Genomic DNA, 14,149 nt, shown 5'->3' on the forward strand with positions numbered 1-14,149 from the left:
TCGTCTGGTGAGTGCACACGAGCCCCGCAGCGGATCGACCGACAGATCCCGTTAAAGACCCTCAGTCAGTCAGTCGCTGAGTCAGGACGACCGCTGCGGGGCTCACCCACATCATCACTGTCAGTCGTCGAGGTCGGTGGTGTCGGTGTCGGCGAAACGATGACCGGACAGGACGGCCGAGCGGGCGATCGCCACGCCGCCCACCACCGACGTGGCCAGCTGCAGCCCGATCGCGATGATCACCTTGATGAGATCGTCCAGGCTCGGGTCCACCAGAGCAGTGCCGCCCACGACGAACGCGACACCGAGGCCCGCCGCCGTCGCCACCGCCGAGATCCGCATGTACACATCACGCAGCCGCAGCAGCCCCACCCCGGCGATCACGAAGATGACGGCGCCGATCACCACCAAGCTCTGCCCGAGCCACTCGTACCAGCTCATCGCCGCCCCCTGACCATCACACGCGCCAGCGACACCGCCGACAGGAACGCCACCAGCGTGGCCACGAGCACGAGATCGTAGGTGCCCATCCGGCCGAGCCGGGTGCCCAGCAAGGCCAGTTCGGCGATGAGTCCGAAGCTCAGCAGGTCGGCTCCCACCGCTCGGTCCGCCGGGGTCGGCCCGATGACGATACGCACGATCGACAGCGCGATCGCGACCGCGACGCCCACCATGGCGATCTCGATTCCGGTCATGCCGTCACCGCCTGGACCGAGATGTGCTCGCTCATGCCGGGACCTCCCCGTGCCGGGTCAGCGCGCGCAACATGCGCGCCTCCATGTCCCGCAGGTTCTCGACGGCCGTCGGGTTGTCGGCGTCGTACATCGAATGCACCAGCAGGTCGCGCCCGCCCTCGCGCTCCACTACGCCGATCGTCAGGGTGCCGGGCGTGAGGGTGATGAGCGCGCCGATCGCCGCCACCTGGAAGTCCGTCTGCGATTGGCACGGCATCCGCACAACCCGAGGTGTCGCCTGACGGCCCGGAGTCGCGATGTCGCGCAGCACCTGACCCGCACTCACGAACACCTGGCCGACGTACCAGATCACGAACCATCCGAATCTCAACGGCCAGGTCATCGCAGCACCTCCGCCACATAAGTCGAGGTGTCGAGCAGGCCGCCCGCCGCCACCTCGGTCAGGCCGAGCAGCCCCTGGGCGCCGAGGCCGAGGACCACCGTGACCGCCGCCGTCAGCACCGCCGGGGCGGCGAGCCACCAGCCGATCCGCCGCTCGCGCCCTTCCCCCTCGGGCAGCGGCGACACGAAGACGTTGTTCCAGATCTTCAGCATCGACTGCAGGGTCACGAGGCTGACGACGATCGCGATCACGGCGACGGCGATCTGCCCCGCGTCGATCGACGCGATGATGAGCGTCAGCTTGGCGACGAAGCCGGAGAACGGCGGCAGCCCGGCCAGCGACAGCGCGGCGATCGCGAAGGCCGCCGCGACGACCGGCTCACGGCGGCCGATACCGCTCAGCTCGCCGATCCTGTTGGTGCCGTAAGTGTCCTCCACCGCCCCCGTCGACAGGAACAGCGAAGCCTTCACGACCATGTGGTGGAGCAGATAGAACAGGCCCGCCGCGAGCCCCGCGGCCGTGAACAGCCCGACGCCGACGAGGATGTAGCCGATCTGGCTGACCATGTGGAAGGCGAGGATCGATCGGGTGGTGTGCTCCCCCACGGCTCCGAGCACGCCGACCGCCATCGTCAGCGCGAAGATCGTCAACCCGATCGGGAGCCACCGCTGGTCACCGTCGAAGAGCACCGCGTACAGGCGGTAGATCGCGTAGATCGCGACCTTGGTGTGCAGCCCCGAGAACAGCGCCGTGACGGCCGGCGACGTGGAGGGGTATGCCCTCGCGAGCCACCCGTGCGTGGGGATCGTGGCGGCCTTCATCATCAGCGCCGCCAGCGCGACACCGGCTCCGACGGCGACCCGGCCGTCCTCGGCGGCGGCACCGGCCAGCTCGCCGAGGTTCACCGTCCCGGCGGTCCCGTAGATCAGTCCGACCCCGGCCAGGAACAGCGTGGAGACGAAGAGATTGAAGGTCACATACAGCCGCGATCCGGTCACCGAGCGCAGCGTGCCGCGCCCCCGCCCTGCCAGCACGAGCAGCCCGTACGAGGGCAGCAGCATGACCTCGATGAAGACGAACAGATTGAAGATGTCGGCCGTCAGCAGCGCCCCGTTGACACCCGCGGTGAGGGCGAGCACGAGCGGTGCGAACAGCCGCACTCGGCCGATCCCGGAGGCCACGGCGTACCAGGAGCACATCAGCGTGAGGAAGCCGGTGAACAGCAGCATGAGCGCCGCGAGCATGTCCCCGGCGAAGGGGATGGCGATGCCCGGCACCCACGCTCCGACGCCGTGCGCGAGGACCTCGCCGTCTCGTGTCGCAGCGACGAGGGAGCCCGCGGCCGTCAGCTGCGCGGCGAGCACGGCGAACAGCAGAACCAGGGGCCAGCGGCGCCGGTCGCCGGCGAAGGCCGTCACCCCCGCCGCCAGCAGCGGGACGCCGACGAAGAGCGGCAGAAGCTCCGGGGTCATCCGTCAGCCTCCTCGTCGTCGTCGCTCTCGCCGCGGCCGGTGACCGCCAGCGTGAGCAGGTACATCGTGATCGCGAAGGCGATGACGATGGCCGTGAGCACGAAGGCCTGTGGCAGCGGGTCGGCCGTGACGGAGCCGAGCAGGCCCGAGCCGAGCGGCTCACCGCGCCGCTCCGAGCCGCCGGCGCTGAAGAGCAGCAGGTTCACCGCGTGACTCAGCAGCACGAAGCCGAGGACCACGCGCAAGAAGGTGCGCTGGAGCATCAGGTAGACGGCACCGCCGATGAGGAGGCCGACCGAGAGCGCGAGCATCATCGGGCCTCACCCGCCGTCCCTGCACCAGCCCGGGGCACCCCGAGCTGGTTGAGCGCTCCGAGGATCACCCCGAACACCGCCAGGTAGACGCCGAGGTCGAACACCAGCGCGGTGGTGAAGTGATAGCCCAGGACATCGGCGTGCAGCGGCTTGAGGAAGGATCCCTCGGCCAGCCCGAGGAATCCGGTGATCGCCGCGACGGCGATCCCGGCGCCGGCGATCGGTAGATACGGCAACCTCGACCGCGCGGCCTCGTCGGTGGGTGCGGCGAGGTAGTGCATCGCGAGCGCCGCGGCGCCGATGAGGGCCGCGATGAACCCGCCGCCGGGCGCGTTGTGGCCACGGAGCAGCGCGTAGACCGATCCGATGAGCATGAGCGGCACCAGCACGCGGCCGAGCACCTTGATGAAGACCATGTTCGGCTCCGCGGGGACGAGCAGGCGGTTGTCCGGGGGCGTCTCCGGGCGGGTGACCTGGCGGCGCGCCTGCAGCAGCGCGGTGATCGACAGCGCCGCGATCGCGAGCACCACCAGCTCGCCGAAGGTGTCGAGGGCGCGGAAGTCGACGAGGATCGTGTTGACGACATTGCCCCCACCGGTCTCGGCCTCGGCGTTGCGGACGAACCACTCTCCGGCCGGCGACAGATCGGGCCGGCCGGTGAGTACGAGGGTCGCCATCGTCGCCACCGCGCCCGCAGCCACGGCCGGCACCGCTCGCCGCGCCCGCGAGCGCACCGGCACCCGTGGGAAGCGCTCCGGCAGGTGACGGAGGGCGAGGACCATGATGACCACCGTCAGGATCTCGACGAGCAGCTGCGTCAGCGCCACATCGGAGGCGCCCAGCGCGAAGAACCACGTGGCGACGCAGAAACCCGCGACGCCCACGCTGATCACCGCGCCGAGCGGCGTGCGCGCGGCGACCGCGGCGCCGACGCCCGCGAGCAGGAAGGCCGTCAGCACCACATCGGCGGCCTCGAAGTCCGTGGCCGCCACAGACGGGTCGAGCGCGACGAAGGCGGCGATGCCCAGGGCTCCGATGGTGGCGATGGGGACTGCCAGGTGGAACGCGGGAGCATCGGTGCGGGTGAGATCGCCGACGCGTCGGCCTGTGTCGATCGTCCACCGCTGCAGCGCATCCGCCGCAGCGACCCCGCTTCCGGGGAACAGGCGCCGGTCGAGCAACCGGTCGAGCGGCCGGCGCAGCACGATCAACAGGAGGCCCAAGCCGATGGCGAGCACCGAGAGACCGAGCGCCGGAGTGAGACCGTGCCACAACGCGAGGTGCACGGCTCCCGTCCCACCGGCAGCGGTCACGGCTCGGCCCATGATGCCGTCGAGCGTGCCTGGCACGAGGCCCAGCCCGACGGCGGCGAGGGCCGTCAGTGCCACCGCTCCGAGCATCGGGCCGGTACCTGCCGACGGTGTGAGCTCGGTGGGGCGGCCGGGCAGGGTCCACACCAGCATCCGGCCGCAGTAGGCGACCGTGATCGCCGCCGAGAGCGCCACGGCGATCGCGAGCCACCAACCGCGGCCGTCGAGCACGCCTTCGAGCACTGACTCCTTGCTCACGAACCCGAGGGTGGGCGGCAATCCGGCCATCGCCGCCGCGGCCAGCGCGATCATCGCCGAGGCGACCGGCATGCTGCGCGCGAGCCCGCTCACCTCGTGGATCTCCCGGGTCCCCGCGCGTTTCTCCAGCAGACCGACGTACATGAAACCGGCCGACTTGAAGCAGGCGTGCGCGATCACATGGACGAGGGCGGCGGTGAGCGCGGCGGTGGTGCCGATCCCGATCGTCAAGGTCAGCAGGCCCAGATGGCTCACGGTCGAGTACGCGAGCAGCGCCTTGAGGTCGGTGCGCTGCAGGGCGAAGACGGCACCCATGACCGAGGTGATCAGGCCGATCGCGATGAGCAGCACCGGCCACACGGAGGCGTGCGAGGCGGCATCGGCGAAACGCAGCAGCAGGTAGATGCCGGCCTTGACCATCGCCGCGGCGTGCAGATAGGCGCTGACCGGCGCGGGGGCCACCATCGCGTCCGGCAGCCAGGCGTGGAAGGGGAACTGCGCCGACTTGGTCATCGCCGCGACCGCGACGAGCACCGCGACGGTCGCAGCGAAGCCCGGCCGCTCGGCCCACGCGGGATCGGCGAGGGCCACGCTCAGCCGTGTGGTGCCGGTGACCACCACGATCGTCGTGACAGCTGCGAGCAGGGCGAGCCCGCCCGCCACCGTGATCAGCAGCGTGCGCGTCGCCGCCGGCGCTGCCTCCGGGCCCGAGCGCAGGATGAGCAGATACGAGCACAGCGTCGTCAGCTCCCAGCTCACGAACAGGAGCACCAGGTCGTCGGCGAGCACGAGGGTCGTCATCGCAGCGGCGAAACCGACCATCAGGGTGTAATACCCGGCGGTCGCCTTACCGCGCAGGTAGGAGGTCGAGTACGCGACCACCACCGCGCCGATGAGCAGCACCAGCAGGACGAAGACCAGCGACAGGCCGTCGAGCCGCAACCGCAACGCGACGTCGAGCGAGGGAATCCACGGGACCGACTCGACGACAGTGCCATCTCGGCCGAGGGCCATCGCGAGGGCGGCGAGGCCCAGGAGTCCGGCGGCGAGAGGCCAGCCGGCCCGTGCGCCGAGGCCACGTGCCAGCACCGGCGCCAAGGCGGTCAGCGCCCAGCCTCCGGCGAGCAGGCCGATCAGGGTCATAGGTGGACTTTCCGGGGTCGACGACACGATCGCCGACCAGACTTCCCGGCACACCTGACGAGCACCCTACCGCGCCCCCGGTGGCGCCCGTCACCCTCCCCACCGAGAGCTCGTCTGCCGTGGCCTCGCCCCAGCGCGGCTACACCCTTGATGCGCTGGCTCCATTGCGTCGGCCGCGGACGGCCTTGAGCTACTCGACCACCGAAGGTCGGGAGAACTCGGTGGTTGAGTAGCGGCCGCGAGCTCTGCGAGCCGGCCGCGTATCGAAACCACCACCCCATGCGTGGCCTCGCTCCAGCCTCGGGGCGAGTGGGCTTTCGGTCAGTCGATCCGGAGGACGACCAGGGTGGTGTCGTCGTCGAGGGTGCCCGGGACCGCCTCGACGAGGGCGTCGGCCCACTGCGGCAATGGCGCGGTCCGCGGACCGCCCTCGCTGGCCTGACGCAGGATCTCCAGGGACTCGTCGATCGGCACCTGTCGTCGCTCGACGAGGCCGTCGGTGAACATCAGGACGATGTCCTCGGAGCCCAGCTGCAACCGCGTCGACACGCCGCCGTCGACGCCGATCCCCAGCAACGGGCGCGGCTCGACATCGATCTGCCGGGCGACCCCGCCGTGGACGCGGATGGGTCCCGGATGCCCCGCGCTCGCCAACTCCAGTGTGAGGTCGCGGGCATCGAAGATCGCGATGAGTGCCGTGGCGGTGCGGCCGGGCACGAGCGATCCCATCAGCCGGTCCAGCTTGTCGAGCGCTACGGCCGGAGAACCCGCATCGTCGAGATAGGCCCGCAGCGCCGTGCGGATCTGCGCCATCGCCGTCGCGGCGGTGAAACCATGGCCCGCGACATCGCCGATGACGAATGCGGTGCGGCCGTCCCGCAAGACGATCTCGTCCCACCAGTCGCCGCCGAGCTGCTGTCCTTCAGCGGGACGGTAGCGCGCGAACACGCTCAGGCCCTCGACCTCGGGAGCCTCGTCGAGGACGATCGTGCGCTGCAGGGACTCCGCGATCGCGATCTGCTCCCTGGAGCGCCTCACGATCTTGGCCTCCAACAGCTGCCGGAGCCGGTCGGCCGTCTCGAGATGCCACGCGCTCCACGACGCGCTGCGCCCGCGCACCGCGCCGCGCCACTTCTCGAAAGACTTGCGTGGACTCAGCCGGACCTCGGGGTTCTCGGCGAGCGCGAGCTCCTTGTTGCGCGGATCGCCTCCCCAGGTGACGACCTCGACGAGCTCGTTGCGGGTGAACAGCAGCCAGCCGCCCGCCATGGTCACCAGCAGGGCGCCGGCAGGGGCGTCCTCCACCTCGGCCAGCTCCGGAGCGAGTCGCGCGAGCCGGCTGCTGGCCTGGACGAGCCCATCGTCATCGCGGCGCGTCAAGGCGACGACCCGCTTCAGCAGGGCTTCGTCGCGGGAGATGTCGCCGACCGCATGCAGACCGGAGTCGTCCCAGAGCGCCGCTCCATCGGCGCCCACGAGCTCCAACAGCGCGGGATCGTCGATCAACGCCTCCAGAGGCGGGCGCCCGTCGGCGGCCAGGCGGGCGGTGATGCCCGCGAGCACGGCCTGTAGATAGAGCTCCTCGACACGCGAATCGGATCGCTCGCGCTCGTCGATCAGCTGCGAGGCGGTCTGCCCGAGGAACTCGGCCATCGACCGGACGTCGTGGGGCACATGGTGCGGACCGGAGTAGTGGTGGCACGCCACCAGCCCCCACAGCTCGCCGTCGCGGACCATCGAGACCGACATGGAGGCCGTGACCCCCATATTGCTCAGGTACTCCAGGTGGATCGGGGAGACGCTGCGCAGCGCCGAGAAGCTCAGGTCCAGGGGCGCGCCGGTACCGGGATCCAGCACCGGATCGAGAGCGACCGGCGCGTAGCCGATATCGGCGATGAGCCGCGTCCAGTTGGCTGTATAGAGGCGCCGGGCCTGCGCGGGGATGTCCGTGGCCGGATAGTGCAGGCCGAGGAAGGTGTTGAGATCATCGCGCTTCTGCTCCGCGACGACCTCGCCGTTCCACTCCTCGTCGAACCGATAGACCATCACGCGATCGAATCCGGTGAGCTCGCGCACCTCGATCGCGAGCCGGTCGCAGAGCTCAGCGATGGTCTGAGTCTCCGTCAGTCGGCTCATCGCGGCACGCGCCGAGCGGTAGGTGACGCGCCGTTGCGTCACGAAGTCCTCGGGCTCGATCTCCACGACGATCCGCTCGCCGGAACGGTGCAGGACGAGGTCGACGAGCACGCCGAGCAGGGTGCCGCGACGGACATCGTCCGGCAGCACCAGGTGGATCGGCTCGGTGAGATCCTCCTCGTCGATGGCGGCGACCACGGAGGCGGCGGCGACGGTGCCGATCGCGTGGGCAAGCTCGCGGCCGATCAGCTCCTCGACGGGCACACCGAGGGCGGACTGGACATTCTGGGAAGCCACGACGATCCGGAAGTCGAGATCGAGCGCGAGGAGCACGCCGTGCGGCTGGATGGCACCGGGGATGTGGATCGGCTCGCGGTCACAGGTGGTCAGCGTCGCCGTCTCGTAGGCCGGAGTGTGAGCAGCGGGTGGTTGTTCGGGCACCACGACGTACAGTCCTCAACTTTCATCGTCGGAAACCGCCTGACTGCTCAACCGGTCCCGACGATGGTATCGCCTGGTACCGACACATGGACGCGTTGACCCTCGGCGTCGAACAGGGCGAGGATCTCGACCGGTTCGCGATCGGCCGCGGAAAACCAGTGCGGAGTGCGGGTGTCGAACTCCGCCGGCTCACCGGGCTCGAGGATCATGTCGCGGTCGCCCAGCACGAGCCGGAGCCGTCCGCTGAGGACGTAGAGCCATTCGTAGCCGGGGTGTGCCCGCGGCTGCGGAGTGGCGGGAACGTCTCGTCCCTGGATGATCTGCTTGTAGGCCATGACCCCGGTCGCCCCGCGGCTGAGCGGGAGGATGATCCGCCCGTCGCGGCGGATGGGGCGCACGTGCACGCGTGGGTCACCCGTCGCGGGAGCACCTACCAGCTCGTCGAGGGGGATCGCGTACTCGCTCGACAACGGGAGCAGCAGTTCCAGGGTCGGCTTGCGCTGCCCCGATTCCAGCCGGGAGAGGGTGCTGACGGAGATGCCGGTGGCGTCGGCGACATCAGCCAGGGTTCGATGCCTGCCCCGACGCACCGCCCGGAGGCGCTCACCCACCCCGGAAAGGGCCGCATCGATGGAGTCCATGCCCTCAGTTTGCCACAACGGCAAACACGCTTGCTGGAAGTCGTCGGGGGGAGCAGGGTGGTGCCATGACTGATTCCTATGACGTCGCCGTCATCGGCGGCGGCCCCGCCGGTATCGGTGCCGCGACCGCCCTCGGACGTTCCCGACGCTCCGTCCTCGTGATCGACGCCGGCCACCCCCGCAACGCGCCCGCCGAGCACGCCCACAATGTCTTCACCCGCGAGGGCACTCCCCCTCGCGAGCTTCTCGCCCTCGGCCGCCAGGACACCGCTCCCTACGACGTGACCTATGTCGACGGCAGTGTCACCGCGGCGCGCCCTGTCGACGACGGCCTGTCGATCACCGTCGCCTCGGGCGAGGAGTTCATCGTGCGCCGGCTGATTCTCGCGACCGGCGTCACCGACGAGCTCCCGGCCGTTCCGGGGCTCGCCGACCACTGGGGCACCCAGGTGCTCCATTGCCCGTACTGCCACGGCTGGGAGGTCCGCGACCAACGCATCGTGGTGCTGGCCACCACCCCCATGGCCGCACACCAGGCCTTCCTCTTCGGCCATCTCGCCGGCGAGCTCACCGTCGTGGGTCCGTCGGTGGACGAGATCGAGGCGGACACCCGGCGGCAGCTGGAGGCGCTCGGATATCGCCTGGTCTCGACCCCCGTCGACCACATCGAGTCCGAGAACGGACGACTGGTGGGGGTCGCGCTGACGGACGGGAGCGTCCTGCCTGCCGATGCCGTCACGGTCGCACCCCGATCGGTGGCACGAGCCGATGTCTTCATCGGTCTCGGCGGCGAGCTGGAGGAGCACCCGATGGGCGGGTTGATCATCCCGAGCGACCCGCTGACGGGCCGTACCCCGGTGGATCGCGTCTGGGTCGCGGGCAATGCCCGGGATCTCTCCGCGATCGTCGGGCAGTCGCACAACGACGGCGTACGCGTGGGAGCCGGGGTCAACGCGGACCTGGTGATGGCGGACGCTGCCCGCGCCGCCGGATAGTCCGGCGCCAGGAATCGGTCGCCCCGCGGGAGCGGTACGTGGTCAACCTCGAACGGCAGCGATGAGGTTCACCACGTACCGCCGCCGAGAGTGAGACGTTGATGGCCTACCGCCACGGTGGGAGAGAGGTCTCACCTGGACTCTTTTCACCGGAGTGGGAGAATCGGTGACCATGGGGACTCAGCAGCCGACATCGACACCCGCCGGTGAGGCCGGCGGGGGTGTCGCCGCGCTGCTGCGACGTGCCCAGGAGGTCGCCGATCAGCTGCGCCGCGACGCCGAGGCCGAGGCCGAACGCGCCACCGAGGAGGCGCACCGCCTCGAAGCCGAGGCCCAGCAGCTGCACGCCGCCGCGCAGGAGGCCCACGACGAGGCCGCAAGCGCGCTCAATCGCGCCCGCGGCCAGTGGGACGAAGCATCCAAGGACGCTCACGAGCTCCTGCTCGAAGCCAGCGACCAAGCCAGCGTGATGATCAGCACGGCCGAACAGCAACGCGATGAGCTGCTCGGCGAGGCCCGGGCGGCCGCCGAGACCGAAAGGGCCGAAGCACGCGCCCTCCTCGACCGTCACAGCGAAGAGGCCCGCACCACCCTCGAATCCGCGCGCGCCGAAGCCGAACGACTCCTCACCGAGGCCACCGACCGGGCTGCCGAGCAGGACACGGCCACCGAGAACCTCGTCGCCACCCGCGAGGCGGAGGCCCAGGCCGCCGCGGACACCATCACCGACGAGGCCACGCGGCGAGCCACCGAACTCGTCGAGCAGGCCACCGCCGAGGCGACGCAGCTGCGCGAGACCGCCCAGGCCGATACCGAGAAGCAACGAGCCCAGGCCGCCCAGGAGCTCGCCGACGCACGCGACCAGGCGACCACTCTCGTCGACGAGGCCCGCGCGGAGGCCGACCGGCTCGTCACAGAGGCCGGGGAGCAGATGACCTGGGCGCGCGAGACCGTCGCCTCGCTCCTGCAGACCGCCGAGCTCGAGGTGCAGCGGATCCGGCTGAGCGGCCACCGCGACGCCGCGGCGGTCGTCCGACGCACCCGCGCGCAGACGCTCGAGGTCGTCCGGCGGCTGCGCCTGCGCCTCGCCGGCCAGATCGCCGATGCCGACCATCAGGCCCAGGAGCTCGCGGACGCCGGCCTCGCGGTGCAGCGCGAGGCCGAGCAGCGCGCCGCCTCACTGACCGCCGAGGCGGAACGCCACGCCGCCACGGTGCGACGCGAGGCCGATGACTACGCCGCCGCCTCCCGGGAGCGCGCCGACCGCCGGCTCGGCGAGGCCGAGTCGGGAGCCAAGATGCTGCGGACCCGGGTCGCCGAAGAGGTCGTCCGCAAGCAGCGCGAGGCACACGACGAAGTACAGACACGCCGCGAGGAGGCCCATCGCCTGCTCGCATCGGCCCGCCAGGAGGCCGACGAGCTGCGCAGCGCCGCCCGCACGATGCTCGACGAGGCCCGTGACGAGGTCACCAGCCTGCGCCAGCGTCGCGATCAGATCACGTCCGAGCTCGGTCAGCTGTCCGGTGTCATCACCGCGCTGAGCGTGCCGGAGCATCCCACCACGACCCCTGAGGAAGACGCCCATGACGCCTGATTCCCCTTCCGACTTCCGCATGGTCCTGCGCGGCTACGAGCCTTCGCAGGTCGACGCCCGGCTCCAGTCGCTCGCCGACGAGGCCGCGATCGCTCGCCGGCGGATCAACGAGCTCACCGCCTATCTGGAGAAGCTCGAGGCGGAGCGGGAGTCCGAGCGCACCGCCAGCGAGCTGCCCCAGGAACCGCCGAGCTTCGAGCACCTGGGCGCTCGCGTGGGCCAGATCCTCGCCCTCGCCGAGGAGGAGGCGAGTGAGCTGAAGGAACGCGTCGGCAGCGAGCTCGACGCGCGCCAGGCCGAGATCGAGGGCTCCGCGCAGCAGATCCGCGACGAGGCCGATCTCTACGCCGAGAAGCGCCGGGCCGATGTGGACGCCGAGGTGGCCCGACTCCTCGAGGACGCCCGCCGCACCGCCGACGACCGGATCGATGCCGCCGACCGCGAGGCCGCCGGACGCCTCCAGGAGGCCGAGGCGATCTACGAGAGCCAGCGCGCCAAGGCAGCCAAGGCGGCGGCCGACTTCGAGAAGACCCTCGCTGAGCGCCGCGAGGCCGTCGAGGCGGACTTCCAGCAGCAGATGGCCGAGGCCGAGCGTCGCAGCGCGGAGCTGGAGTCGCGGCTGGAGAAGCGCCAGGCCGAGGCCGATGCCGAGTACCAGGATCGGCTCCGCGAGGCCAACCGGCTCCTCACCGAGGCTCAGCAGCGCGCCGAGCAGATCGTCGGCGAGGCGAAGACGACGGCCGCCAAGGTGCGGTCGGAGTCCGAGCGCGAGCTGGCGGCGGCATCGCAGCGCCGGGATGCCATCAACGCTCAGCTGTCCAATGTGCGGCAGATGCTCGCGACCCTGACCGGCGGCAATGTCCAGTTCGCCGACCCGTTCGCGGACGCGGAGGAGGTCGAGACCGAGGGAGTCGTCGACGGCGAGACCGACTCCGCGGAGTCCGACGAGACCTCGCAGATCGAGCCGGTCGAGGACGAGGACGCGACCGAGCGCACGCGCGTCATCGACCTCGGCGGCGACGACAAGTCCTGAGCCGCCGAGCGGTGACTTACGCACGTCTCAGCCCCGGGAGCGGTGACTTACGCACGCCTCAACTGTCTTGAGGGGTGCGTAGGTCACCGCTCCCGCTCACGGTCGGGTCAGAGCCGCACCAAGGTCCAGATCGCCACGAGGCCGAGCACGACGATGCAGGCTCGCAGCACGGCCGGCGGGAGTCGGCGACCGACGCGCGCGCCGATCCAGCCACCGACGAGGGAGCCGGCGGCGATCAGCCCGACGGCCGTCCAGTCGATGGGGTGCCTGCCGCCGGTGGACGCCACGATGACATAGGTGGTCGCGGCGACGCTGTTGACGGCCATCACGAGGATGTTCTTGAGCGCGTTGTGACGCTGCAGCGTGTCCGGGAGCAGGAGTCCCAGGATCCCCACCAGCAGGATGCCCTGTGCGGCGGCGAAGTAGCCGCCGTAGACGCCGCAGAGGGCGATCAGCGGGAGCAGGAGCGCCGCGCGCCCCAGGCCGATCTCCCGTTCCCCTGGTGGGCGAGGACCACGGCTCCGCACATAGCGCTGGAGCATCGGCTGGGCCACGACCAGCACGAGGGCCAGGACCAGCAGCCACGGCACGATGGAGACGAACGCGTCCTCGGGCAGGTGGAGCAGCAGCCAGGCTCCGCCCAGCGCGCCGGCGAGGGAGGCCGGCAGGAACAGCGCGACGCGGCGCCCTTGTCCGGCGAGCTCACGACGGTAGCCGAACGAGCCGGAGATATTGCCCGGGATGAGGCCGACCGCATTGCTCATCGTCGCGGTGACCGGGGGGACGCCGAAGGCGACGAGCGTGGGGAAGGTGATGAGGGTCCCCGATCCGACGATCGTGTTGATGACCCCGGCGCCGACTCCCGCGAACAGGACCAGCACCATCTCCACGACGCTCACCGGACGGCACCGATGATCGTGGCGGACCTCCGCCCCTCCCCATGCGTCACCGCAACAGCGTATCTGCCGCGCTTCCTCACCCGATGAGAGCGGTGATCGCTGAGACGGCGCTCGTCGGCTCGGCATGCTCGACGACCTCGCCGGGCGGCCACGGGGACGGTGCACGGCGCACGACCACCACCGCGGCGCCGCGTTCGGCGGCGACCTCGAGTTTCGGCCACGTGTACGAGCCGCCGGAGTCCTTCGTGACGACGACATCGATGTCGTGCTCGCGCATCAACGCGCGTTCGCCGTCGAGGGTGTACGGTCCGCGGCTCGGCAGAACCGTCCAGCCGGACGGCACCTGATGGTCGGGCTCGTCAACCACGCGGACCAGCGCCGCGCGGTCGGCGAGCGGGCCGAGGAAATGGCCGAGGTGGCGGCGGCCGATCGTGAGCATCGGTCGCCGACCCAGTGATGCGGCGGTCGATGCCGCCTCGTCGTGGTCGGCGACCCAGTGCCAGGTCCCCGCCCCCGGGGCGTCGCTCCATCCGGGACGGGCGAGGCGCACATACGGCAGGTCCTCCGCACGCGCTGCCGCGTAGCCGTTGCGGGTGATCTGCTCCGCGAACGGATGGGTCGCGTCGAGGACGGCCGCGATGCTCTCAGTGCGCAGGTAGGCGCGCAGGCCGTCGACTCCCCCGAAGCCGCCGACCCGCACCGGGCCCACCGGCAGGCGAGGCCTCGCGACCCGTCCCGCGAGCGAGGAGAGGAAGGGTGTCCCGGCCTCGTCGAGCAGTCGGGCCGCCTCCCGCGCCTCACTCGTCCCGCCCAGCACCAGAACCGTCATGCCGTGC

General features: G+C 70.7%; 13 protein-coding genes. 3 read left to right on the forward strand and 10 right to left on the reverse strand.

The features are described from left to right. Positions 1 to 120: 120 nt before the first annotated feature. From FNM00_RS10895 to FNM00_RS10930, 8 genes are all read right to left on the reverse strand, one after another. Positions 121 to 441, reverse strand: a complete 321-nt coding sequence (locus FNM00_RS10895; protein ID WP_143913555.1) for a cation:proton antiporter — start codon at positions 439 to 441, stop codon at positions 121 to 123. Then, positions 438 to 695: an MrpF/PhaF family protein gene (locus FNM00_RS10900; protein WP_143913557.1), complete on the reverse strand. Its 258-nt coding sequence runs from the start codon at positions 693 to 695 to the stop codon at positions 438 to 440. The genes FNM00_RS10895 and FNM00_RS10900 overlap by 4 nt, the downstream gene beginning before the upstream one ends. Positions 696 to 726: 31 nt before the next feature. Then, entirely contained in the window at positions 727 to 1,077 is a 351-nt protein-coding gene (locus tag FNM00_RS10905) for a Na+/H+ antiporter subunit E (protein ID WP_143913559.1), read from the reverse strand. Continuing rightward, a complete protein-coding gene (locus tag FNM00_RS10910) occupies positions 1,074 to 2,549 on the reverse strand; it encodes a monovalent cation/H+ antiporter subunit D family protein (RefSeq protein ID WP_143913561.1) in 1,476 nt (491 codons plus the stop codon). The genes FNM00_RS10905 and FNM00_RS10910 overlap by 4 nt, the downstream gene beginning before the upstream one ends. After that, a complete protein-coding gene (locus tag FNM00_RS10915) occupies positions 2,546 to 2,863 on the reverse strand; it encodes a sodium:proton antiporter (protein WP_143913563.1) in 318 nt (105 codons plus the stop codon). The genes FNM00_RS10910 and FNM00_RS10915 overlap by 4 nt, the downstream gene beginning before the upstream one ends. Next, positions 2,860 to 5,574 (reverse strand): hydrogen gas-evolving membrane-bound hydrogenase subunit E, encoded by a 2,715-nt coding sequence (gene mbhE, locus FNM00_RS10920; RefSeq protein WP_143913565.1) that lies wholly within the window; start codon positions 5,572 to 5,574, stop codon positions 2,860 to 2,862. The genes FNM00_RS10915 and mbhE overlap by 4 nt, the downstream gene beginning before the upstream one ends. Before the next feature lie 321 nt (positions 5,575 to 5,895). Further along, positions 5,896 to 8,151 carry a SpoIIE family protein phosphatase gene (locus FNM00_RS10925; protein ID WP_143913567.1) on the reverse strand — a complete coding sequence of 752 codons (2,256 nt, stop codon included), beginning with the start codon at positions 8,149 to 8,151 and terminating at the stop codon, positions 5,896 to 5,898. A gap of 47 nt (positions 8,152 to 8,198) precedes the next feature. After that, positions 8,199 to 8,792 carry a helix-turn-helix domain-containing protein gene (locus tag FNM00_RS10930; protein ID WP_143913568.1) on the reverse strand — a complete coding sequence of 198 codons (594 nt, stop codon included), beginning with the start codon at positions 8,790 to 8,792 and terminating at the stop codon, positions 8,199 to 8,201. Between the two features lie 65 nt (positions 8,793 to 8,857). Here FNM00_RS10930 and FNM00_RS10935 point away from each other — a divergent pair, with 65 nt between their 5' ends. The 3 genes from FNM00_RS10935 (at position 8,858) to FNM00_RS10945 (ending at position 12,414) form a co-directional block, all read left to right on the forward strand. Further along, positions 8,858 to 9,787 carry an NAD(P)/FAD-dependent oxidoreductase gene (locus FNM00_RS10935; RefSeq protein ID WP_143913570.1) on the forward strand — a complete coding sequence of 310 codons (930 nt, stop codon included), beginning with the start codon at positions 8,858 to 8,860 and terminating at the stop codon, positions 9,785 to 9,787. A gap of 172 nt (positions 9,788 to 9,959) precedes the next feature. Then, positions 9,960 to 11,381 (forward strand): coiled-coil domain-containing protein, encoded by a 1,422-nt coding sequence (locus FNM00_RS10940; protein WP_185973097.1) that lies wholly within the window; start codon positions 9,960 to 9,962, stop codon positions 11,379 to 11,381. After that, the gene (locus FNM00_RS10945; protein ID WP_143913574.1) at positions 11,371 to 12,414 is read left to right on the forward strand and encodes a coiled-coil domain-containing protein; all 1,044 of its coding nucleotides are present in this window, start codon (positions 11,371 to 11,373) and stop codon (positions 12,412 to 12,414) included. The genes FNM00_RS10940 and FNM00_RS10945 overlap by 11 nt, the downstream gene beginning before the upstream one ends. A 107-nt stretch (positions 12,415 to 12,521) precedes the next feature. On the opposite strand, the gene FNM00_RS10950 is transcribed toward FNM00_RS10945, so the two are convergent. Beyond that, positions 12,522 to 13,313, reverse strand: coding sequence for a sulfite exporter TauE/SafE family protein (locus FNM00_RS10950; protein WP_143913576.1), 792 nt, complete (start codon positions 13,311 to 13,313; stop codon positions 12,522 to 12,524). 76 nt (positions 13,314 to 13,389) lie between these two features. Next, positions 13,390 to 14,142, reverse strand: a complete 753-nt coding sequence (locus FNM00_RS10955; RefSeq protein ID WP_143913578.1) for a cobalt-precorrin-6A reductase — start codon at positions 14,140 to 14,142, stop codon at positions 13,390 to 13,392. Positions 14,143 to 14,149: the final 7 nt, after the last annotated feature.

It is taken from the genome of Aeromicrobium piscarium (assembly GCF_007421815.1).
GTDB lineage: Bacteria > Actinomycetota > Actinomycetes > Propionibacteriales > Nocardioidaceae > Aeromicrobium > Aeromicrobium piscarium.